Annotated in this window: 18 protein-coding genes; 13 read left to right on the plus strand and 5 right to left on the minus strand. The window is 68.5% G+C overall.

Annotation, left to right across the window (positions count from 1 at the left end):
- Positions 1 to 35: 35 nt before the first annotated feature.
- Entirely contained in the window at positions 36 to 1718 is a 1683-nt protein-coding gene (locus tag GXK59_RS17570) for an ABC-F family ATP-binding cassette domain-containing protein (RefSeq protein ID WP_160668656.1), read from the plus strand.
- A gap of 13 nt (positions 1719 to 1731) precedes the next feature.
- Here the strand turns inward: GXK59_RS17570 and GXK59_RS17575 are convergent, their stop codons facing one another.
- Complete coding sequence (locus GXK59_RS17575) at positions 1732 to 2424, minus strand: GntR family transcriptional regulator (protein ID WP_160668657.1); 693 nt, start codon at positions 2422 to 2424, stop codon at positions 1732 to 1734.
- Between the two features lie 145 nt (positions 2425 to 2569).
- On the opposite strand from GXK59_RS17575, the gene GXK59_RS17580 reads away from it, so the two are divergent.
- Positions 2570 to 4291 carry an L-lactate permease gene (locus GXK59_RS17580; protein ID WP_160668658.1) on the plus strand — a complete coding sequence of 574 codons (1722 nt, stop codon included), beginning with the start codon at positions 2570 to 2572 and terminating at the stop codon, positions 4289 to 4291.
- The gene (locus GXK59_RS17585; protein ID WP_160668659.1) at positions 4291 to 7116 is read left to right on the plus strand and encodes an FAD-binding and (Fe-S)-binding domain-containing protein; all 2826 of its coding nucleotides are present in this window, start codon (positions 4291 to 4293) and stop codon (positions 7114 to 7116) included. Before GXK59_RS17580 ends, GXK59_RS17585 begins: the two co-directional genes overlap by 1 nt.
- 100 nt (positions 7117 to 7216) lie before the next feature.
- Here the strand turns inward: GXK59_RS17585 and GXK59_RS17590 are convergent, their stop codons facing one another.
- Positions 7217 to 7561 (minus strand): toxin-antitoxin system YwqK family antitoxin, encoded by a 345-nt coding sequence (locus tag GXK59_RS17590; protein ID WP_160668660.1) that lies wholly within the window; start codon positions 7559 to 7561, stop codon positions 7217 to 7219.
- A gap of 61 nt (positions 7562 to 7622) precedes the next feature.
- Here GXK59_RS17590 and GXK59_RS17595 point away from each other — a divergent pair, with 61 nt between their 5' ends.
- Together GXK59_RS17595 and GXK59_RS17600 are read left to right on the plus strand one after the other, a co-directional pair.
- Positions 7623 to 8396: a DeoR/GlpR family DNA-binding transcription regulator gene (locus tag GXK59_RS17595; RefSeq protein ID WP_160668661.1), complete on the plus strand. Its 774-nt coding sequence runs from the start codon at positions 7623 to 7625 to the stop codon at positions 8394 to 8396.
- Positions 8393 to 9580 (plus strand): MFS transporter, encoded by a 1188-nt coding sequence (locus tag GXK59_RS17600; RefSeq protein ID WP_160668662.1) that lies wholly within the window; start codon positions 8393 to 8395, stop codon positions 9578 to 9580. The genes GXK59_RS17595 and GXK59_RS17600 overlap by 4 nt, the downstream gene beginning before the upstream one ends.
- Here the strand turns inward: GXK59_RS17600 and GXK59_RS17605 are convergent.
- Complete coding sequence (locus tag GXK59_RS17605) at positions 9516 to 10187, minus strand: phosphatase PAP2 family protein (protein WP_237393942.1); 672 nt, start codon at positions 10185 to 10187, stop codon at positions 9516 to 9518. The two genes, GXK59_RS17600 and GXK59_RS17605, sit on opposite strands and share 65 nt — an antisense overlap.
- Before the next feature lie 113 nt (positions 10188 to 10300).
- On the opposite strand from GXK59_RS17605, the gene GXK59_RS17610 reads away from it, so the two are divergent.
- The 8 genes from GXK59_RS17610 (at position 10301) to GXK59_RS17645 (ending at position 18747) form a co-directional block, all read left to right on the plus strand.
- Positions 10301 to 11797 (plus strand): bifunctional phosphatase PAP2/diacylglycerol kinase family protein, encoded by a 1497-nt coding sequence (locus GXK59_RS17610; protein WP_160668664.1) that lies wholly within the window; start codon positions 10301 to 10303, stop codon positions 11795 to 11797.
- Between the two features lie 132 nt (positions 11798 to 11929).
- Entirely contained in the window at positions 11930 to 12874 is a 945-nt protein-coding gene (locus tag GXK59_RS17615) for an ABC transporter ATP-binding protein (RefSeq protein ID WP_160668665.1), read from the plus strand.
- Between the two features lie 3 nt (positions 12875 to 12877).
- On the plus strand, positions 12878 to 13768 hold the full coding sequence (locus GXK59_RS17620) for an ABC transporter permease (RefSeq protein ID WP_160668666.1): 891 nt from the start codon (positions 12878 to 12880) through the stop codon (positions 13766 to 13768).
- A gap of 22 nt (positions 13769 to 13790) precedes the next feature.
- Positions 13791 to 15107: a sensor histidine kinase gene (locus tag GXK59_RS17625; protein WP_160668667.1), complete on the plus strand. Its 1317-nt coding sequence runs from the start codon at positions 13791 to 13793 to the stop codon at positions 15105 to 15107.
- Positions 15108 to 15131: 24 nt separating this feature from the next.
- The gene (locus GXK59_RS17630; protein WP_160668668.1) at positions 15132 to 15878 is read left to right on the plus strand and encodes a response regulator; all 747 of its coding nucleotides are present in this window, start codon (positions 15132 to 15134) and stop codon (positions 15876 to 15878) included.
- A gap of 147 nt (positions 15879 to 16025) precedes the next feature.
- Positions 16026 to 16220: a hypothetical protein gene (locus GXK59_RS17635; protein ID WP_443094298.1), complete on the plus strand. Its 195-nt coding sequence runs from the start codon at positions 16026 to 16028 to the stop codon at positions 16218 to 16220.
- A 352-nt stretch (positions 16221 to 16572) separates the two neighbouring features.
- On the plus strand, positions 16573 to 17397 hold the full coding sequence (locus GXK59_RS17640; protein ID WP_160668669.1) for an intradiol ring-cleavage dioxygenase: 825 nt from the start codon (positions 16573 to 16575) through the stop codon (positions 17395 to 17397).
- A gap of 39 nt (positions 17398 to 17436) precedes the next feature.
- Positions 17437 to 18747 (plus strand): M18 family aminopeptidase, encoded by a 1311-nt coding sequence (locus GXK59_RS17645; RefSeq protein ID WP_160668670.1) that lies wholly within the window; start codon positions 17437 to 17439, stop codon positions 18745 to 18747.
- Between the two features lie 28 nt (positions 18748 to 18775).
- Here GXK59_RS17645 and GXK59_RS17650 read toward each other — a convergent pair whose 3' ends face one another.
- Positions 18776 to 19696: a glycosyltransferase gene (locus GXK59_RS17650; protein ID WP_160668671.1), complete on the minus strand. Its 921-nt coding sequence runs from the start codon at positions 19694 to 19696 to the stop codon at positions 18776 to 18778.
- Entirely contained in the window at positions 19693 to 20172 is a 480-nt protein-coding gene (locus GXK59_RS17655) for a glycosyltransferase (protein WP_160668672.1), read from the minus strand. Before GXK59_RS17655 ends, GXK59_RS17650 begins: the two co-directional genes overlap by 4 nt.
- Between the last annotated feature and the right edge of the window lie 30 nt (positions 20173 to 20202).

Here is a 20202-nt window from a genome sequence, read left to right on the forward strand (position 1 = left end):
CGGGGCCGCGAGGACGGCCGTGGGAGGATGGAAGTGTGGCTCATATTGACGTTTCCAACATCGATTACTTCCTCTCCGACGGCACCCAGCTGCTCAACGGCGTGACCTTCAAGGTCCCGGACGGGACCAAAACGGCGCTGATCGGACCCAACGGAACCGGCAAGACAACGCTGTTCCGGATCATCTCCGGTGACCTCGTCGCGGACGAAGGCGTCATCGGGCGATCCGGGAACATGGGCATCATGCGCCAGTTCGTCGGCCAGGTCCGGGACGAATCCACCGTCCGCGACCTCCTGGTGTCCGCTGCTCCCCCCGCGCTGGCGGCCGCCGCCCGCACGGTGGACGAAGCCGAGCTGGCGATGATGGAACACGACGACGAGCCCACCCAGATGAAGTACGCGCAGGCGATCGTGGACTGGGGAGACGCCGGGGGCTACGACGTCGAAACGGTCTGGGATGAGGTCTGTATGGCTGCGCTTGGACTTCCCTTCGACCGCGCGCAGCACCGCCCGGCGTCGAGCCTCTCCGGCGGCGAGCAGAAGCGGCTGGTGCTCGAGGCGCTGTTCGCCGGCCCCGACGAGCTGCTGCTCCTCGACGAGCCGGACAACTACCTCGACGTCCCGGGCAAGCGCTGGCTCGAGGCCAAGCTGAACGAGTCGAAGAAGACCGTGTTCTTCATCAGCCACGACCGCGAGCTGTTGAACAATGCCGCGGGCCGCATCGTGACTCTCGAACCGGGCATCAACGGCGCCGGGGCCTGGATCCACGGCGGCGGCTTCGGCTCCTACGTGGAGGCCCGAGCGGACCGGAATGCGCGTTTCGAGGAACTCCGGAAGCGCTGGGACGAGGAGCACGTGAAGCTCAAGGAACTCGTCAACATGTACAAGAACAAGGCCGCGTTCCGCTCCGACATGGCGAACCGCTATCACGCTGCCCAGACGCGGCTGGCGAAGTTCCTGGAGGCCGGGCCGCCCGAGGCACTGCCGATCGAGCAGAACGTGCAGATGCGGCTCAAGGGCGGGCGCACGGCCAAGCGCGCCGTCGTCGCCGAGAAGCTGGAGCTCACCGGGCTGATGAAGCCCTTCTCCACGGAGGTCTGGTTCGGCGACCGCGTCGGCGTGTTGGGTTCCAACGGCTCCGGCAAGAGCCACTTCCTGCGCCTTCTCGCCACCGGGGGCACCGACCCGGAACGGGAGCACCTGCCGGTGTCCGACGTCGACATCGCCGAAGTCCCGCACGAGGGCACTGTGAAACTCGGCGCCCGGATCCGGCCCGGCTTCTTTGCCCAGACCCACGTCCGGCCCGACCTCCTGGGCAAGACCCTGCTCGAAATCCTGCACCGCGGCGATGAACACCGCTCGGGACTGGGGCGCGAGGCAGCGGCCGGCGCGCTGGACGGGTACGGGCTGGCCTCACAGTCGGAGCAGAAGTACGAATCCCTTTCCGGCGGGCAGCAGGCCCGGTTCCAGATCCTGCTCCTGCAGCTCTCGGGTGCCACCCTGCTGCTGCTCGACGAGCCCACGGACAACCTGGACCTGCACTCGGCCGAGGCGCTGGAACGGGCCATCGACCACTTTGAGGGGACGGTCCTCGCCGTCACCCACGACCGCTGGTTCGCCCGGACCTTTGACCGCTTCCTGGTCTTTGGCTCCGACGGCAAGGTCTATGAGTCGGCCGAGCCCGTCTGGGACGAAAAACGCGTCGAGCGCGCCCGCTGACAAGCAACGCGGGCTACTCCGGCGGCAGTCCGGACGGCTGTTCGGCCTCCGGGCCGGCGGTTCCTCCCATAGCAGCGACCAGCCGTTCACGGGCGCGCCCCAGGTGTTCGTCGAGCAGCACGGCGGCAGCCTCGCCCTGGCCGGCCCCGATCAGTTCGAGGATCCTCTGGTGTTCGGCCTGGATCAGCGCGGTGTCCAGGAGGTGCAGGGACTGGATCCGGACCATGCACAGCCGCACCTCGCCCACGAGTGAGCGGTACATCCGGCTGATGCGTTCGTTGCCCACGGCGTCGATCAGGCTGGTGTGGAACCGCATGTCCGGTTCGACGACGTCGAGCGGGGCGCCGGTCTGAACCGCCGCGATGTCGCGGTTGGCCTGCACCGCCGCTTCCGGCACTTCCCGCGCGGTTGCGAGCCGGCGCAGCACTTCGCTTTCCAGATACGCGCGGGCGAGATAGATGTCCCGCACGGAGTCCGGGCCGAGTTCGACCACCCGGGCGGTTTTATGGGCTCCCCGGTCCAGCAGCCCTTCGCCGACCAGCTTCTCGATCGAGGCCTTCGCCGTCGGCCGCGCCACGTCGTAGGAGGAGGCGACCTCCGACTCCGTCAAGGCGTCGCCGGATCCAAGCTCGCCGGCGAAGATCCGGTTCCGCAGATCCGAGGCGACCGCGTCCACGATCGAGACTGCTGCAATTCGGCCGGCCACCGGAGCTCCCATTCCGCCAAGAGTTACTTGATTCAATCCCCATCTTGCCAGACAAGACAACTGGTCAGGCTTGACCAGCATGTGCACTTGTAAGACAATCGTAGGGCGCCACGGAGTTGTGACGCCTAACACAATCTGGAGACACATGTATCAGCAGATCCTCGACCCCATTGCCGGGTCCCTGGTGATTTCAGCCCTTTGCGCGGCACTTCCGCTCGTCCTGCTCTTCGTTCTACTGGGCGTCTTCAAGGTGAAAGCCCCCATGGCGGCCCTGGCCAGCCTGGCCCTGTCCCTCCTGCTGGCCATCGTCGGCTGGCAGATGCCGGTGAACCAGGCCCTGAGCGCCACCGCGGCTGGCATCTTCTACGGCCTGTTCCCGATTCTGTGGATCCTGGTCAACGCACTCTGGATTTACCGGCTCACCGTGGCCACCCCGTGGTTCGAAGTGCTGGGACGCGCCATCCGTTCCATCTCGAACGACCTGAGGATCCTGTCAATCCTCATCGCCTTCTGCTTCGGCGCCCTGCTGGAATCCCTGGCCGGATTCGGCGCGCCCGTGGCGATCTCCGCCGCCATGCTGATGGCAGCCGGCATGAAACCGCTGAAATCCGCAGTGGTCTCGCTGCTGGCCAACACCGCTCCCGTGGCCTTCGGCGCGATGGCCGCACCTATCATCGCCCTGAACGGTGTCACGGGCCTGCCGCTGCATGATCTGTCCTCCATGGCCGGCCGCCAGACGCCGTTCATCGCGCTGATCGTGCCGCTGCTGCTGGTGTTCATCGTCGACGGGCGCCGCGGCGTCAAGCAGACCTGGCCCGTGGCCCTCGTGGCAGGCGCCGTCTTCGGCGTGGCCCAGTTTGTCACGTCCAACTTCTTCGCCGTGGAACTGACTGACGTTGTCGCCGCCGTCCTGACCGTGGCCGCCGTGCTGCTGATGCTGAAGTTCTGGCAGCCGACGGAAACCGTCGGGATGGACGGGTCCTCCGCCAAGGCTGCCGCCCCGGAGGCTGTGCCTGCCGCCGTCGCCGCTGCGACCGGATGCACCTCCCGGGGAGGCGCTTCCGGGAACGGCAGGTCCGCGGCCAAGGCCGCCGCCCCCGTTCCGGCCGATAACTCCCGGCCCGAACCCCGGCAGATCTGGATGGCGATCGCTCCCTACCTGATCATCATCGCGGTGTTCTCCGTGGCCCAGCTTCCGTTCGTCAAGACCTGGCTGGGCCAGGTCGGCAGCGTGACCTTCGCCTGGCCCGGCCTGGACATCACCGATTCAGCCGGCAAACCGGTTGCGGCGACCAAGTTCAAGCTCGACCACCTCAAGGCGACCGGCACCCTGCTGCTGTTCTCCGGGCTGATCACCATGGTGCTGTACAAAATCACCGCCTCCCAGGGGCTGCGCATCTACCGGGACACTTTGGTCCAGTTGCGCTGGACGATCGTCACCGTCACCGCCGTCCTGGGCCTGTCTTTCGTGATGAACCTGTCCGGCCAGACCACCACCCTGGGCTTCGCGCTGGCCTCCGCGGGCGGCTTCTTCGCCATCCTCTCGCCGCTGATCGGATGGATCGGCGTCGCCCTGACCGGCTCCGACACGTCCTCCAACTCCCTGTTCGGCCAGATGCAGGCGGCCGCAGCGGTGCAGACCGGCCTGTCACCGGTGCTGATGGCCGCCGCCAACTCCTCCGCCGGCGTGATGGGCAAGATCCTGTCGCTGCAGAACCTGGCCGTTGCCGCCGCGGCTGTGGGCCTTGACGGCGCCGAGGGGACCCTCTTCCGCAAACTGATCGGCTGGAGCCTGGGCCTCCTGGCACTCATCACCGTGCTGATCTTCCTGCAGTCCACCCCCGTGCTCGGCTGGATGGTCCCCTGATGGCTCCCTTGGACCTGGCCGGCCTCCGCTCGGCAGTGCAGGACCCCGCCCAGGTGAAGACCCGGGCCATCGACCTGCACGCGAATGCCCACGACGCCTCGCACTTCCTGCTGATCCCGCAGGCCGTCGTCACGGCCGGGAGCGCCGCCGACGTCGGCGGGCTGCTGCGCGCCAGCGCGGCCCAAGGCGTGCCGCTGACCTTCCGCTCCGGCGGCACCAGCCTGAGCGGGCAGGCAGTCACCGACGGCGTGCTCGTGGACGTCCGACGCAACTTCAGGGACATCGAAGTGCTCGACGGCGGCGCCCGGGTCCGTGTCCAGCCCGGCGTCACCGTGCGTGCGCTCAATGCGAGACTGGCCCGCTACGGCCGGAAATTCGGGCCCGATCCGGCCAGCGAGGCGGCGTGCACCATCGGCGGGGTGGTCGCCAACAACTCCTCCGGCATGAACTGCGGCACCGTGGACAACACCTACCGCACCCTGGAGTCACTGACCGTGGTGCTGCCCTCCGGCACCGTGATCGACACCGGGGCGGCCGACGCCGACCAGAAACTCCGTGCCCTCGAGCCGGAACTCCATGACGGCCTCGCCCGGCTGGCCGCGCGGGTCAGGAACAATCCGGACTCCGTGCAGAGGATCCGGCAGCAGTTCGCCATGAAGAACACCATGGGCTACGGCCTGAACTCCCTGCTGGACTTCCAGACCCCGGTCGACATCATGGCCCACCTGATCGTCGGGAGCGAAGGCACCCTGGGGTTCGTGGCCGAGGCGGTTTTCCGCACCATCCCGCGTCTCCCGCATGCCGCCGCAGGCCTGCTGGTGTTCCCGGACCTCGAGGCGGCCAACTCTGCGCTGCCCGCCCTCGTCGGCACAGGGGCCGCCACCGTCGAGCTGATGGATGCGTTGTCACTCAAGGTGGGCCAGACGCTCAAGGGAACACCCGCCGTCGTGCAGGACCTGGCGGTCCGGGACCATGCCGCCCTGCTCGTGGAGTACTCCGCCGGCAGCGCCGGGCAGCTGGCCGAACTCCAGGGCCGGGGCGAGGGCATCCTCCACGGGCTCGGGCTCTCCGCCCCGGCCCGGTTCAGCGGCGATGCGCGGGAACGCGCCCAGCTCTGGCAGCTCCGCAAGGGCCTCTACGCCTCGGTCGCCGGAGCGCGGCCCCAGGGCACCACCGCGCTGCTGGAGGACATTGTGGTCCCGGTCCCCGTGCTGGGGCGCACCTGCCGGGAACTGATCCGGCTCTTCGATAAGTACAGCTACAGCAACAGCGTGATCTTCGGACATGCCAAGGACGGGAACGTCCACTTCATGCTCACAGACGGCTTCGCCACCGCGGCCGAACTGGACCGCTACAGCGCCTTTACCGAGGACATGGTGGAGCTGGTCCTGGCCGAGGGCGGATCGCTGAAGGCCGAGCACGGGACGGGGCGCGTCATGGCCCCGTTCGTCCGCCGGCAGTACGGCGATGAGCTCTACGACGTCATGCGCACCATCAAGCGGCTCTTCGACCCCGCCGCCATGCTCAACCCGGGTGTGCTGATGGATGAGGACCCGCGGGCGCACCTGCGGCACATCAAGACCACGCCGCCTGTGGCGGAGGAAGTGGACCGCTGCGTCTCCTGCGGCTACTGCGAGCCGGTGTGCCCCAGCAAGGACATCACCCTCACGCCGCGGCAGCGGATCGTCACGCTGCGCGCCATCGAATCCGCGCGGCTGGCCGGGGACACGGCGCTGGTCAAGGAGCTGGAAAAGGACTACGAATACGAGTCCGTGGACACCTGCGTCGTCGACGGGATGTGCCAGACCGCCTGCCCGGTGGACATCAACACCGGGTCGCTCGTGAAACGCCTCCGGACGGCGGACGCCGGACCGCTCGCCAATGGCGCCTGGAACGCTGCCGCCAAGCACTGGGAAGGCGTCACCCGCGGCGCCTCCCTGGCGCTGACGGTGGTCGACAAGCTCCCGGCCGCCGCCATCGCCCCGCCCAACAAGGCCGCGCGGGCACTGCTCGGGACAGACACCGTCCCGCTGTATTCCGCCGAACTGCCCGGCGGCGGTTCGGTGCGGAAGCGTCCGACGCCGTCGGGCCCGGTTGACGCTGTCTACTTCCCGGCCTGCGTGGGCACCATGTTCGGACCCGCAGGAGCGGGCCCGGACGCGGAAGGGCGCGGCGTCCAGCACAGCTTTGAGCAGCTCTGTGCCCGGGCCGGGCTCATGCTCCTCGTGCCCGTCGGCATCGATGGCCTGTGCTGCGGCACCCCCTGGTCCTCCAAGGGCATGGCCGCCGGCCAGGAAACGATGCGGGAGAAGACCCTGGCCGCTCTCCGGGAGGCAACCCGGGACGGCGAGCTTCCCATCGTCTGCGACGCCTCCTCCTGCACCGAGGGACTGCGCCAGGCGGTGGAATCGGACACACCCGCCGCCGGGCAGCGTCCCCTGCGCATGGTGGACGCCGTGGACTTCGCCGCGGACAACATCCTGCCCCGGCTGCCCGAACACGGGAAACTGGAGTCCCTCGCCCTCCACCCCACCTGCTCCTCCACCCGGATGGGCCTCAACGACGCCCTCGGGGCAGTCGCCGGCGCCGTGGCCGAGCGGGTCGAGATCCCCGAAAACTGGGGATGCTGCGCGTTCGCCGGCGACCGGGGCATGCTGCACCCCGAACTGACGGCCTCGGCAACCGCGAAACAGGCCGCCGAGGTGGCCGGCATGGGCGCCGCCGCCCACGCCTCGTGCAACCGGACCTGCGAACTGGGCATGACCCGGGCCACAGGCGCCCAGTACCGCCACGTGCTCGAGCTGCTGGAGGAAGTCACGCGGTAGACAGAACGCTCCCTCACGTCCGGCACGTTTTGCACCAACCCTCTCTCACTCGATGAGAGAGGGTTGGTGTTTTTCGAGCGAAACGTGGGGGAGCGTTGGGCTAGTTGAAGGTCTTGCGCCGCGTCTCGGTGCCGTCCGGGGCGTAGGTGATCCATTCGCCGGTCTTCCGTCCGACGTCGAACGCCCCCTCGTCCAGCAGCTCGCCGGTGCCGTGCCACCGCTGCCAGAAGCCGTCCTGCCGTCCGTCCCGGAAGGCGCCCTTCTGCAGCATCCCTCCGCCCTCGCGATACCAGACGCAGTCGCCGTCAAGCTGTCCGTGACGGTACCCGGCCTCGGCCTTCACCTGGCCACTCCGGAAGTAGAAGACCCAGCGGCCGTGGCGGTCGCCGTCCAGATACTCCCCCGCGCCGGAGACCTTGCCATCCTTGAAGAGTTCTTCAGTCATGTCGCCAGACGACATTTACGCAAAAAATGATTAAATGATCATGCTCAGTTAGCATTTGAACATGACAACTGAGGAGCGCCACCGCCGCATCGGTGAACTGCTGCGCCATCGGGAGCATGTGAGCGTCGATGAGCTTATGACCGCCTGCGGCGCCTCCGGCGCGACGATCCGCCGCGACCTGGACGTCCTGGCCCTCCACGGGGTTCTCCGCCGGGTCCATGGCGGTGCCCGGAGCCTCGTGCTGGGCGGCGAAAACCCCGAATACGGCCAACGCGAAATCGAGGACCACGCCGTCAAGGTGCGGATTGCGGCCGGCGTCGCCGCCCTGCTGCCCGACCGCGGGCACGTCTGGCTGGACAGCGGCACCACGGCCACCGAGGTGGCCCGGCAGTTGCGGCAGCGCCAAATGACCCTGATGCCGATGTCGTTGCGGGCCGTCAACGCGCTGACCCAGGGCGGCCCGGCCGCCGGCCGGCATCCCGAACTGCTGCTGCCCGGCGGGCGCCTGACAGCTGGTGAACAGTCCTTCCGCGGCCCCATGACGGAAGCCAACATCCGTTCCTTGCGCTTTGACTCGGCCGTGGTCACGCCCTGCGCGCTGAACCTCCGGGACGGACTGTTGGCCCACGACCTCGACGACGCGGCCGTGAAGCGCGCCGGACTGGAATCCGCCGGCCGGGTGATCGCCGCCTGCTCCGGAGCCAAGTGGAATGCCAGCGCCGTGGCGCTCGTCGCGTCCCTGGACGACGTGGATGTCCTCGTCACGGACCGCCAGTTCAGCCCCGAAGAACTTGACCAGCTCACCCAACACTCGGTGGAAGTAGTGATCGTATGACCGGAACGGCAACCCGCCCGCAGCTCAAGGCCGCCGCCGCGGCAACCTTCCTGATCTTCGGAATCAACGGGCTGGTGTTCGCCAGCTGGGCCGCCCGCATCCCCGCGGTGACGGACATCCTGAACATCTCCTCCGGACAGATGGGAACCCTGCTGCTCTGCGTGGCGGCGGGCTCCCTGATCGCCCTGCCCACCGCCGGCCACGTTGTGGGCCGGATCGGGACAGCCAATGCCGTGCGCGGCGCCGGCCTTGTCGCCGCCGTGGCGGGCGTCGGGGTAGCGCTGGCGCTGCTGGCCGGGTCCGTTCCCGGGACCGCCATCGCATTGTTCTTCTTCGGCATGGGCATCGGGCTTTGGGACGTGTCCCAGAACATTGAAGGCGCCGACGTCGAACACCAGCTCGGGCGCACCATCATGCCGCAGTTCCATGCCGCCTTCAGCGGCGGCGCCTTCCTGGGCGCACTGATCGGGGCAGGCCTGTCGGGTCTGGGCGTCGGGCTTCCCGCGCACCTGCTGGTCATCGCCGTCATCGTCGCCGCACTGACCATGCTCGCACCGCGCTACTTCCTGCCGCATACGCCGGCCCCCGCGCCGGCGGCCGGGGAAACCCGGGACGCCAAGGGGCGCTCGGCCTGGCGCGACGGACGGACGCTGCTGATCGGCGTCGTGGTGCTGGGCGCGACACTCACCGAGGGTGCCGGAAATGACTGGATCGCGAAAGCCGCCGTGGACGGCCTGGACGCCACGGAGTCCACCGGGGCGCTGCTGTTTGCTGCCTTCGTCCTGGCCATGACCGCGGTGCGCTTTTTCGGCGGCCGGGCGACTGATGCCTACGGCCGGGTGCCCGTGCTCCGTGCCAGTATGGCCGCCGCCGCCGCGGGGCTGGGGCTCTTCGTCCTGGCCGGCGACTTCTGGCTGGCCACTGCAGGTGCCGTGCTCTGGGGCGCGGGGGCCGCCCTCGCGTTCCCGATGGGAATGTCGGCAGCGGCCGACGATCCCAGGCACGCCGCCGCCCGTGTGTCGGTGGTTTCGACGATCGGGTACGTCGCGTTCCTGGCTGGCCCGCCGCTGCTGGGCTACCTTGGGGACCTGGTCGGCATCCGGCTGGCGTTGCTGGCCATCATGATTCCGATTCTGGGTGCGCTGTTGCTCGCCGGCGCCGCGAAGCCCTTGCGCGCCAGCTAAGCAGCCGGCGGGCGTCTCCATTCTCCTGGATGCATATGTTCTGGAACGACAGCCAGAGCAGGAGCACCGCCGGGACCGCCAGGCACACGCTGCCGACGGTGTCCGCGAGCCAATGGGCGGACAGGTAGGTGCGGCTGACCATCATGGCCAGTACCCCAACTCCCGCGAGCACCGCGCCCCAGGCGCGGCCGACAAGGAGGGCTGCCACCACCAGGAACGCCGCCGTACTCGCCACATGGCCCGAGGGGAACGAGCCCGTGTCAGTCAGGACGATTGTGTTGTCGGGCCGGTCCCGGAGGATGCCCGCCTTGAGGACCTGGGTAAGAACCAGGACGGCGGCGCCGGCAGCAGCAGCGAAGAGGGCCGCCTGCGGGCGCCTCCGCAGCAGCAGGGCCACGACGAGCAGCCCATGCAGCACCAGGACGCCCCGGTAGCCGGCCAGGTTGAGGAAGCCATTGATGCCGTCCCAGAACGGACTGCGCAGGGACGTGATCCAGCCGGCCCAACCTTCGTCCAGGCCCTGGAACGGGGGACTACCTACGTCCGTCACCAGCAGTCCCCCGAGCACCGCGCCCAGCGTGAGCAAGGCGGTACTTGCCGCTAGCACGCGGCCTGCTGACAATCGCTGAGGGTCCAGCACTCGGGTCATCGCCTCATCCTAGCCAACCCATCCGCCGGCGTGCTGGCACACTGCCGCCGGACCGGCAGTAAAGTGGTCGGATGCGAAGCATGCTGAGGAAGGCGCCACGACGGCTTAAGGCACTCGACCGGAAAATCGTCCGCGCCGTGTCCAATCTCCCCGGGGGCAACCACGACGAGTTCTTCCGGCGGCTTTCCGCGGCGGCGAACAAGGGCAAACTCTGGATCGGCATCGCCGCCGTCATGGCCCTGTTCCCCGGGCGCACGCGGCGTGCTGCCCTCCACGGGGTGCTGGCGCAGGCCGTGGCCTCCGCCGTCACGAATCTCGGATTCAAGACCGTGCTGCCGCGGGCCCGTCCGCTGCCGGAGCACCTTCCGGCCTTCAGGTTTGTCCACCCCCAACCCACCAGCTCCTCCATGCCCTCGGGCCACTCGGCCTCGGCCGTGGCGTTCGCCCTCGGTGTCGGACTGGTGCGGCCGACCCTCGGCGCGGCGCTGGGACCCCTTGCCGCCGGCGTCGCCTACTCGCGTGTCCACACCGGAGCCCACTGGCCCTCGGATGTGTTCTTCGGATCGGCGATCGGTGCAGGGGCTGCCGTGGTCACGCGGAAATGGTGGCCCGTCCGGCCGCCCTTCCCCGAGGTCCGGCGGACCCCCGTGAAAGCCGCCGAGCTCGCGGAGGGGGCAGGGCTGGGCATCGCGGTCAACACGCTGGGCGGCTCCTACGCGGAGGAGACCGCAGCGGCACTCCAGAAGGTATTCCCCAAGGCGCATATAAAGGAGATTACCCAGGACGAGGACCTCGCGGAGGAGCTCGCCCGGGTCGCCAGCCGGCCCGGGGTCGCCGCCTTGGGCGTCTGGGGCGGGGACGGCACCGTCGGGACGGCGGCTGCGGTCGCCGTCGAGCGTTCCCTCCCGCTCCTGGTCCTGCCGGGCGGAACCCTGAACCACTTCGCCCGGGATGCCGGAACGCCGACACTCACGGCCGCCGTCGAGGCCGCGACCAAGGGGGAGGCGGCGCGGGCGGACCTTGGCCTGGTGGCCGTCGAACGCGGACTCCCCGGCCGCCCCGAACTGGTGCACCTGACCATGCTCAACACCGCGAGCATCGGCCTCTACCCGAACCTGGTCCGCCGCAGGGAGCTGCTCCAGCCGGCGCTTGGCAAACCCTTGGCCGGTGTGGTCGCGATGTTCCGGACCTTCGCCGCCGGGACACCCACCACCCTGATCGTGGATGGGGTGCGGCACAAACTCTGGATCCTGTACATCGGCCGCGGACGGTATTACCCCCGCGACCATGCCCCGCTGGTCCGCCCGGTCCTGGACGATGGCGTCTTCGACCTCAGGATGATCACCGCAGACGAATCCTTTGCCCGGCTCCGGCTGCTGTGGTCCGTGCTGACCGGAACTGTCGCGACATCCCGGATCACCCACCTCAGCGAATCCAGCAGCATCCGGGTGGAACCCGGGGACACCACGATGGTCCTCGCGGTGGACGGGGAGGTCGTGCCGGGGGTGCGCGGCGTCGAATTTTCGGTGCTGCCCGGCGCCCTGACGTACTACTCGCCGGCCCCCTGAGGTCTTCCATGTCATCCTCCCGGACTACCCTGATTCGACCCTGAATCATCCCTGAGACCGGCGAATTCGGCTCTTCGCCTCGGTAGCGTGATGGGTACACCAACCCCCACTGCTACGCAAAGGAACGCTTCCATGATCGAAGCACGAGGCCTGACCAAGGTTTATGGCGATAAAACCGCTGTCGCCGGAGTCAACTTCACCGTCGAAGCCGGCCGGGTCACCGGCTTCCTGGGCCCGAACGGAGCCGGCAAGTCCACCACCATGCGCATGATCATGGGGCTGGACCGGCCGACGTCGGGCACCGTCACCGTCAACGGCACCCCGTTCGCCCGGCATGCCGCGCCGCTGCGCGACGTCGGCGCCCTGCTCGACGCCAAGGCCGTCCACACCAGCCGCTCCGCCTACAACCACCTGCTCGCGATGGCCGCCACGCACAGCATCCCGAAGAAGCGCGTGCACGACGTCATCGAGATGACAGGGCTCGCCGACGTGGCCAGGAAGAAGGTGGGCGGCTTCTCGCTCGGCATGGGGCAGCGGCTCGGGATCGCCGCTGCGCTGCTCGGCGACCCGCAGACCGTCATCCTGGACGAGCCCGTCAACGGCCTGGACCCGGAGGGCGTCGTCTGGGTCCGCAACCTGGTCAAGTATCTTGCCTCCGAGGGACGCACGGTGTTCCTCTCCAGCCACCTGATGAGCGAAATGGCCGTCACCGCGGACCACCTGATCGTGATCGGCCGCGGCCGGATCATTGCCGACGCGCCGATCCAGGACATCATCACCGGAAAGGGCCAGATCCGCACCCGCGTCCGCACAGACCAGCCGGACCAGCTGATGCGCCTGCTCGCCGGCACCGGCGTGTCCGTGGAGTTGCAGGACAACGAGCTGCTCGAGGTCACGGGCCTTGATCCGCGCGGGATCGCCCGCGCAGCCCTCGACAGCCACGTCATGATTTACGAACTCACCCCGCTTCAGGCCAGCCTCGAGGAGGCATACATGGAACTGACCAAGGATGAGGTCGAATACCACTCGCTGATCACCACGGGCGCAGCCGCCCCCGTCCAGTCCGGAGGCAACTAAGCCATGAGCTCCACCACCCTTGACCCCTCCCGCCGCGGCGCGCACGCCGGCGCAGCCCCTGCCGGCGGAATGTCCGGCACCAGCACCGGGCCTGGCCCCAGTTTCCTCCGGGTGCTGAACTCCGAATTCATCAAGTTCCGCACCCTCCTGTCCACCGTGATCCTGCTTGGCTGCACCGTCCTGGTGGTGGTCGGCTTCGGGGCCCTCTCCGCGTGGGGAACGGGACAGTTCTCTGAGGCCGCGGCCACGGACCCGCAAGCGGCAGCCGCCTTCGCCGCCCAGGGCGGGGACCTCGCCGTCGGCGTCCCGACGTCCGGCATCGCGTTCGCCCAGTTGATCCTCGGTTCGCTCGGCGTGCTGCTGATGAGTTCCGAGTTCACCACGGGCATGGCGCGTTCCACTTTCGCGGCCGTTCCCAAACGGATCCCGGCGTACGCCGCGAAGCTGCTTGTGGTGATGGTGACGGCATTCGTCCTCACCGCGGCCTCCGTGTACCTGGCCGGCCTCGTGTCGCTGCCGATCCTGGACAACTACAATCTCAAGCTGGACCTCGCCAGCTCGCAATCAGTGAAGATGCTGCTCGTCAACAGCCTCTACGTCGCCGCCGTCGCCGCCATCGGCATGGCCCTGGGCTCGCTGATCCGCAACTCCGCAGGCGGCATCATGAGCCTGGTCGGGCTGTTCTTCGTGGCACCGATCGCCTTCCAGCTGATCCCGGGCGACTTCTTTGTCGAGGCCCGCAAGTACCTGCCCGGCAACACGGTCGAACCAATGACCGCCGTGCAGCATGTCCCGGACACCCTGGAAGCCTGGCAGGCCGCCCTGGTGCTGGGCGCCTGGGTCGTCGTCCCGGTGGTCCTGGCCGCCGTGCTGCTGAAGCGGCGGGACGTCTAGGCCCCTCGTCTAGGCTCAGAGCATGATCGATGCAGGTTCAGTGAAGGACGCGCCCGCCGGCCAGGCTGACGCGTCCTTCGCTGAAATCACCGCCCGGCGCCGGGGCCGGATCCGCCGCTACCTGTTCCAGCATCCGCGGGCCATGGATGCCGTTGTTGTGGCCTGCTACCTGCTGCTGGTGGTCCTGACAGCCGTGGAATCGGTGCGCGACGGCGTCTGGCCGGTCGCCGCGCTCCTCGCGGCCGCCGCGGCGGCGCTGTTGTTCCGGCGGAGCCATCCGGTACCGGTGGTGGCCGTGGTGGCGGTGCTCGAAGTGGGGGTGACCCTGCTGCATCCGTGGGGTTCCAACGTCTCCGTCGGGCTGTGGTTTGCGCTCTACTCCGTGGCAGTGGCGCGCAGCCGCCGGTTCGCGCTGGTATGCCTGACGGCGGCCACCGCGCCGCTGGTCTTCCTGTACCTCCTGCTGGCCGTTGGTCCGCTGGATGGCAGGCTTCCGGACATGGGGGTGAACACTCCGGAGAACTTCCAGCTGATCAGCAGCATCGCCGCCGGCATCAGCATCGCCCTCTCCAACGTCATTGCCACCGGGCTCGGCGTCTCGATCCGGCAGCGGCGCGAGCACGAGAACGAGATTGCCGCCTGGGCCGCGAGGGCCACGCGGCTCGGGTCGGTCACCGAACGCAACCGCATCGCCCGCGAAATGCACGACGTCGTGGCGCATTCCCTCACGGTGATGATCAGCCTTTCGGACGGCGCCGCCGTCGTGGTCAAGAAGGACCCGGCGCGGGCGGCCGAGGTACTCGGGGAACTCTCCCGCACTGGCCGCACCGCCCTGGCGGACATGCGGCGCGTCCTCGGCGTGCTGCGCGACGACTCGGCCGACGGGCACGCTCCGCGCGAACCGCTCGTGGCGGGGGACAATCTGGGCAAACTGCTGGAGGGCTTCCGCACCGCAGGGCTGCCGCTGCACTACACGCACACCGGCCCCTCGCTGCCGGACGACGCCGCGTTCCAGCTGACGGTCTACCGGATCGTGCAGGAGTCGCTGACGAACGTGCTGCGCTACGGCCGTTCGCTGGGCCGGGTGGATGTGGCGATTGTCCGGGACGGCTCCACGGTCACCATCGACGTCGTCGATGACGGCAAGGGCACCGTCGACGCCGGCGGCACGGCGTCGGGATCCCGGGGACCCCTCGGGTCCGTGGGTACGGGCCAGGGCCTCGCTGGAATGCTGGAGCGGGCCTGGATCTACGCGGGCACCATAGAGGCCGGACGGAGCGGCGATCACGGCTGGCGCGTGCACGCCGTCCTGTACTGGAACGGCGAGAACGGAAAGTAACGTCACATGAGTCAAGGGGAACCGATGAGCGAGACCGGACCGATCCGTATCCTGCTGGTGGATGACCAGCCGCTCCTGAGGATGGGCTTCCGCCTGATCCTGGAGGGCGAGGACGATCTGAGGATTGTGGGTGAGGCGTCCGACGGCGCCGAAGCCATCCGTCAGGTCCGCGACCTCGGGCCCGACGTCGTCCTGATGGACGTGCGGATGCCGGTGCTGGACGGGATCGAGGCCACGCGGGCCATCACGGCGTCCGGGGCCCACACCAGGATCATCATCCTCACCACTTTCGACCTTGACGAATACGCGTTCGCCGGGCTCCAGGCCGGCGCCTCGGCCTTCCTCCTCAAAGACGTGGCGCCCGCCGAACTGATTAGTGCCGTCCGGGTCGTGGCGAGCGGTGACGCGGTGGTGGCACCACGCATCACCCGGCGGCTGCTGGAAACGTATGTCCGGGGCAGCGGTGCCGGCGGCATGGCGGGCGGGCAGTCTGACCCCGGCGGCGCCCCTGGCCCGGGATCCGCCACCACGGCCCGGCCCGTCAAGGATCCGCTGCTGGAGGACCTCACCCCGCGCGAAAGCGAGATGCTCGGGGCGATGGCCGAGGGGCTCTCCAACGCCGAGATTGCGCACCGGTACTTCCTTTCCGAAGCCACCGTCAAGACACATGTGCGCCGGATCCTCACCAAGCTGCACCTGCGCGACCGGGTCCAGGCCGTGGTGTATGCCTACGAGACCGGTCTGGTGGTGCCCAGCAACCCGGACTACTGAGGCATCGGTCCGCGGATTGCCTGCAGCAGTGGTTTCTGGCACATTGCCGAATTGTCCTATAGGCAACTTTCCTTGCTTAACGGGCCGTGTTGTTGGAAGGGTGCCCCGACTTCACGGCCGTCATTTGTGGGATTGCACAGAACAGGCATGGTGGTCCTGGATTCCACCCGCGAATCGCTGCTGCTCCCGCTGGCCCTTGCCGCCGTCGTGGTGGGTATCGAACTGTGGCGCTACCGCAAGAACGGCGGGAAGTCCCCGGCTGCCGGTGACGCCGGGGCTGGCGTGCCCGCGGCAGAGGCACCAGCCGAAGCCGTCACCGTGGGCGCCAGCCCGGCGTCGTAGCGCACAAGGGCCTCCAGACGGCGTGGCCCTTGGGGTCCCCCGCACCACGGGACATGCCCAGTCCTGGCGCGCAGCGATGGACATGTTGCCACTATGTCCATTCGCCGCCACCAGGGGAGCGCATGTCCAGTGGCCGGGCGGGACATGCCCAGTCCCGGGGGCCCGCGGGGGCATGTCCCGCGCCCAGCCAGCGTCCGGCCCGCACCGGTCCAGGCGACAGCTCCTTCACAGGAGGGGCCTAGTCGGGGCATAGTGCCCCGGGGTTCCATGGACGCATGACTTCTTCCCGCAGCCACCGCACGAGCCGCACCCCAACCACGACCGCGGCCTGGAATTCGACCTCTCCACCCTTATGAGCCGCCGCTCGCTGGGCATGTTCCTCGGTGCCGGCACGGCCGCCGCCCTGGCAGCCTGCACCCCGGGCGGCTCCACGGCTGCGTCCTCCACGGCGGCAACGGCGGCAGGTTCGGCACCGGCATCCGGAACCGCCGCCACCGGCACGCCGTCAGCGTCCGCCTCGCCCACGCTGACCCGTGCGATCGCCGAGTGCGGCGTCGAAATCCCGGCGGAAACGGCCGGACCGTATCCCGGCAATGGCTCCAACGGCCCGAATGTACTGGCGGTTTCGGGTGTGGTCCGGCAGGACATCACGTCGAGCTTCGGCACCTCCAGTACCAAGGTCGACGGCGTACCGCTCACCGTCACGCTGACCCTGCTCGACAACGCCAACGGGTGCGTTCCCCTGGCCGGGGCCGCGGTCTATGCCTGGCACTGTGACCAGGACGGCAAGTACTCGATGTACGACGCCGGACTCAAGAACGAGAACTACCTCCGCGGCGTCCAGGAGGCGGACGCCAACGGCCAGATGACCTTCCAGACCATCTTCCCCGGCGCGTACAGCGGCCGGTGGCCGCACATCCACTTCGAAGTCTTCGAGTCCATGGACAACGCGACGGCCGCCGGGCAGGTCCTCGCCGTGTCGCAGATCGCCCTGACAGACGCCGCGTGCAAGGAGGTCTACGCCTCCGCCGGCTACGAATCCAGCGCCCGGAACTTCCCCCGGACCACGCTGAAATCGGACAATGTCTTCGGCGACGACGGCGGCATCTACCAGCTGGCCACCATGGCCGGGTCAGTGTCCGGCGGCTACTCGGCCGGCCTCAACGTGACCGTGTAGAGCCGTCCGGCCAGGGGCCACGGCGCTAGACTCGGAGCCATGCCTTCACAGCCCAACGCCGCAGCCCATATCCAGGATCTCGGCGCGTACGTCACCGCGTCGCCGTCGAGCTTCCACGCCGTCCACGAAGCAGCCCGCCGGCTGAACGGGGCGGGGTTCGCGGCCCTCGACGAGCTGCAGCCCTGGGACGAAGCCGCCGGGGCCGGGAAGTGCTACGTGATCCGCGACGGCGCGATCATCGCCTGGGTGACCCCGGAGACAGCCGGCCCCACCACCGGGTTCAACATCCTGGGCGCCCACACCGATTCGCCGTCGTTCAAGCTCAAGCCCAAACCCACCACGGGCAGGTTCGGCTGGCTGCAGGCCGGCGTCGAGGTCTATGGCGGACCGTTGCTCAACTCCTGGCTGGACCGCGAACTGCAGCTCGCCGGGCGCCTGGTGCTGCGGGACGGCACCCAGCACCTCACCGCCACCGGGCCGCTGCTGCGCTTCCCCCAGCTGGCCATCCACCTGGACCGGGCCGTGAACGAGGGGCTGGCCTTGGACAAGCAGCAGCACATGAACCCGGTCTACGGCCTGGGGGATCCGGCGGGCGAGGACCTCCTGGGCCTGCTGGCGGACCGGGTTGCCGGGGCGGACGTGGACGCTGCGCAGATCGGCGGCTACGACGTCGTCATCGCGGACACCCAGGCACCGGCCGTCTTCGGTGCGAAGGGCGAGTTCTTCGCCTCCGGGCGGCTGGACAACCTGTCGGCAACCCATGCCGGGCTCACCGCGCTGATCGCCCACGCGGCCGGGCCGCTGCCGGCCGGTTCACCGATTGCCGTGCTGGCCGCGTTCGATCATGAGGAAATCGGATCCGCCTCCAGATCCGGCGCGAGCGGGCCCATCCTCGAGGACGTGCTGGTGCGCATTTCCGACGGTCTGGGCGCCTCGGCGAGCCAGCGGCGGCAGGCCTTCGCGGCGTCGTTCTGTGTGTCCGCCGACGCCGGGCACGCCGTCCACCCGAACTACGCCGAACGGCACGATCCGGCCAACCGCCCGGCCCTAAATGGCGGCCCGCTGCTGAAGATCAACGCCAACCAGCGCTACGCCACGGATGCCACAGGCGCGGCCATGTGGGCGCGGCTGTGCGCGGACGCCGGCATCCCGTACCAGGAGTTCGTCTCCAACAACGTAATGCCCTGCGGCTCCACCATCGGTCCGCTGACCGCCACCCGGCTCGGCATCCGGACGGTCGACGTCGGCGTGCCCCTGCTTTCGATGCACTCGGCCCGTGAACTCTGCGGCGTCGAGGATCCTTACCGGCTCGCGAGGGTGACCGAACGGTTCTTCCGGACTGCGGCGTAGGCAGATGCGCAGGTGGCAGCGCGCACGGCTAAGCGTCCCGTTGCGGCGCCGTGCGGAGTGCCCACTGCGCCTTGAGCCGGTCGAGACCCTCCTTGCCGACCACAGTCATGGCAGCGTGCTTCAGCAGGGAGCGTCCGGAATCCAGCGCGATTCGGCGTGGCCGCCCCAGCGCCGCGTCCCTCATGAGGTCAAGGCGGCCGACGTCATCGACGCCGTCCAGCAGGCGTCCGAACGTGCCGAGATAAGGCGCGGCAGAAACACGTTTCCCGCGGGTCCGGTTGCTGACATTTGAACCGTGAATGACCTGAAGCCAGGCCGGGGCGCCGGCGAGCTCCCTGACGTTCATCGACTGTCCAAGCAAATTGTGCCAATCGGACCAGCAGGTCCGGGCGGCGTCCCAGTCTTCCCGGACGGAGCAGAAAGCATTTGACCGATCCCGGCGGAGGTAAAGGGCGCTGCCATTGCGGATAAGACCGTGGGCCAGGTAAATCGCCGTGCGGGTTCCGTCGCTTCCGGCGGCCTGAAGGCGCTCAACGAAGTCCGAAGCGAGGCCGTCGTCGTTGTCCAGATTGGTGGTCATGAGCTCCCGGCGTCGGGCTCCTGACACTGCCCGCAAATCCTCGAGAAGTTCGCCGCGGCCGACTTCGGCCCTGTAGATGGGCGTGAATGTGCCGTGGATATTGAGGTCGTCCAGCGACCTGACAAGCCATTCGGGGCTTTGGGGATCGAGGTAGATGATCCAGTTGAAGTTCTGGTCTGACTGCTGCAGCACTGATGGAAAGCAATACCGGCGGAACAGCTCCAGCCGCGTACGCAGCCAGCCATCCTTCGCCCGCACAACGCTCTCCGCCCCAACCGATGGGAGGTTGAATCTGGTCAGCAGCACGTGATCTACATCGGCGCTGCTCTTAATTCCTTCCGGCGGCCGGAAGGGCCGGGCTGGGCTCATGGCGTGACTCCTTGAATTATCCCGAGAAACTGGGCCGCCCTGACGTGCCAGGTATGCAGGGAGGCGACGTCGCGTCGCAGATGTCCCAGGCCGGCCTCCTCGGGGCTGTCCAGGATCCTCCGGACCTGGTTGGCGAATTCAACAGGACCGGATCCGATGACGACAAGTTCGGTGTTGAGCCAGCGGACTGCCGGCAGGTCGCTCGCCACGACGGGCATTCCGGAGGCGAGATATTCCAAGGTCTTGAGCGGAAAGCTGGAGCGGTTGAAGGCCGTGTCCGCATAGGGGGTCAACCCCACACCGATCTCAGCCAGGTGCGGCGCCAGTTCCTGCGCGGGGAGTTCGCCGAGCCACGTAACGTTGGGCGCGGCAAGGAAGGCATCGAGCCGTCGTCCCGTTTCCGCGTCGCGCTCGGTGCGGGGGCCGATCACGAGCATTGGGATTCCAGCGTCCTGAACGGCTTCGAGCAGCTGCATGTCCAATCGCTCATTCAGCTGTCCGATGAG

Origin of the sequence: Pseudarthrobacter sp. ATCC 49987 (genome assembly GCF_009928425.1) — a bacterium.
In the GTDB taxonomy this organism is placed as follows: Bacteria; Actinomycetota; Actinomycetes; order Actinomycetales; family Micrococcaceae; genus Arthrobacter.

What these genes read in the sequence shown, in the direction of transcription:
- GXK59_RS17580 (WP_160668658.1), top strand. Translation starts at nt 2,570, where the DNA reads ATGTATCAGCAGATCCTCGACCCCATTGCCGGGTCCCTGGTGATTTCA.
- GXK59_RS17585 (WP_160668659.1), top strand. Translation starts at nt 4,291, where the DNA reads ATGGCTCCCTTGGACCTGGCCGGCCTCCGCTCGGCAGTGCAGGACCCC.
- GXK59_RS17590 (WP_160668660.1), bottom strand. Translation starts at nt 7,561, where the DNA reads ATGACTGAAGAACTCTTCAAGGATGGCAAGGTCTCCGGCGCGGGGGAG.
- GXK59_RS17595 (WP_160668661.1), top strand. Translation starts at nt 7,623, where the DNA reads ATGACAACTGAGGAGCGCCACCGCCGCATCGGTGAACTGCTGCGCCAT.
- GXK59_RS17600 (WP_160668662.1), top strand. Translation starts at nt 8,393, where the DNA reads ATGACCGGAACGGCAACCCGCCCGCAGCTCAAGGCCGCCGCCGCGGCA.
- GXK59_RS17610 (WP_160668664.1), top strand. Translation starts at nt 10,301, where the DNA reads ATGCGAAGCATGCTGAGGAAGGCGCCACGACGGCTTAAGGCACTCGAC.
- GXK59_RS17615 (WP_160668665.1), top strand. Translation starts at nt 11,930, where the DNA reads ATGATCGAAGCACGAGGCCTGACCAAGGTTTATGGCGATAAAACCGCT.
- GXK59_RS17620 (WP_160668666.1), top strand. Translation starts at nt 12,878, where the DNA reads ATGAGCTCCACCACCCTTGACCCCTCCCGCCGCGGCGCGCACGCCGGC.
- GXK59_RS17625 (WP_160668667.1), top strand. Translation starts at nt 13,791, where the DNA reads ATGATCGATGCAGGTTCAGTGAAGGACGCGCCCGCCGGCCAGGCTGAC.
- GXK59_RS17630 (WP_160668668.1), top strand. Translation starts at nt 15,132, where the DNA reads ATGAGCGAGACCGGACCGATCCGTATCCTGCTGGTGGATGACCAGCCG.
- GXK59_RS17635 (WP_443094298.1), top strand. Translation starts at nt 16,026, where the DNA reads ATGGTGGTCCTGGATTCCACCCGCGAATCGCTGCTGCTCCCGCTGGCC.
- GXK59_RS17640 (WP_160668669.1), top strand. Translation starts at nt 16,573, where the DNA reads ATGAGCCGCCGCTCGCTGGGCATGTTCCTCGGTGCCGGCACGGCCGCC.
- GXK59_RS17645 (WP_160668670.1), top strand. Translation starts at nt 17,437, where the DNA reads ATGCCTTCACAGCCCAACGCCGCAGCCCATATCCAGGATCTCGGCGCG.
- GXK59_RS17650 (WP_160668671.1), bottom strand. Translation starts at nt 19,696, where the DNA reads ATGAGCCCAGCCCGGCCCTTCCGGCCGCCGGAAGGAATTAAGAGCAGC.
- GXK59_RS17655 (WP_160668672.1), bottom strand. Translation starts at nt 20,172, where the DNA reads ATGCAGCTGCTCGAAGCCGTTCAGGACGCTGGAATCCCAATGCTCGTG.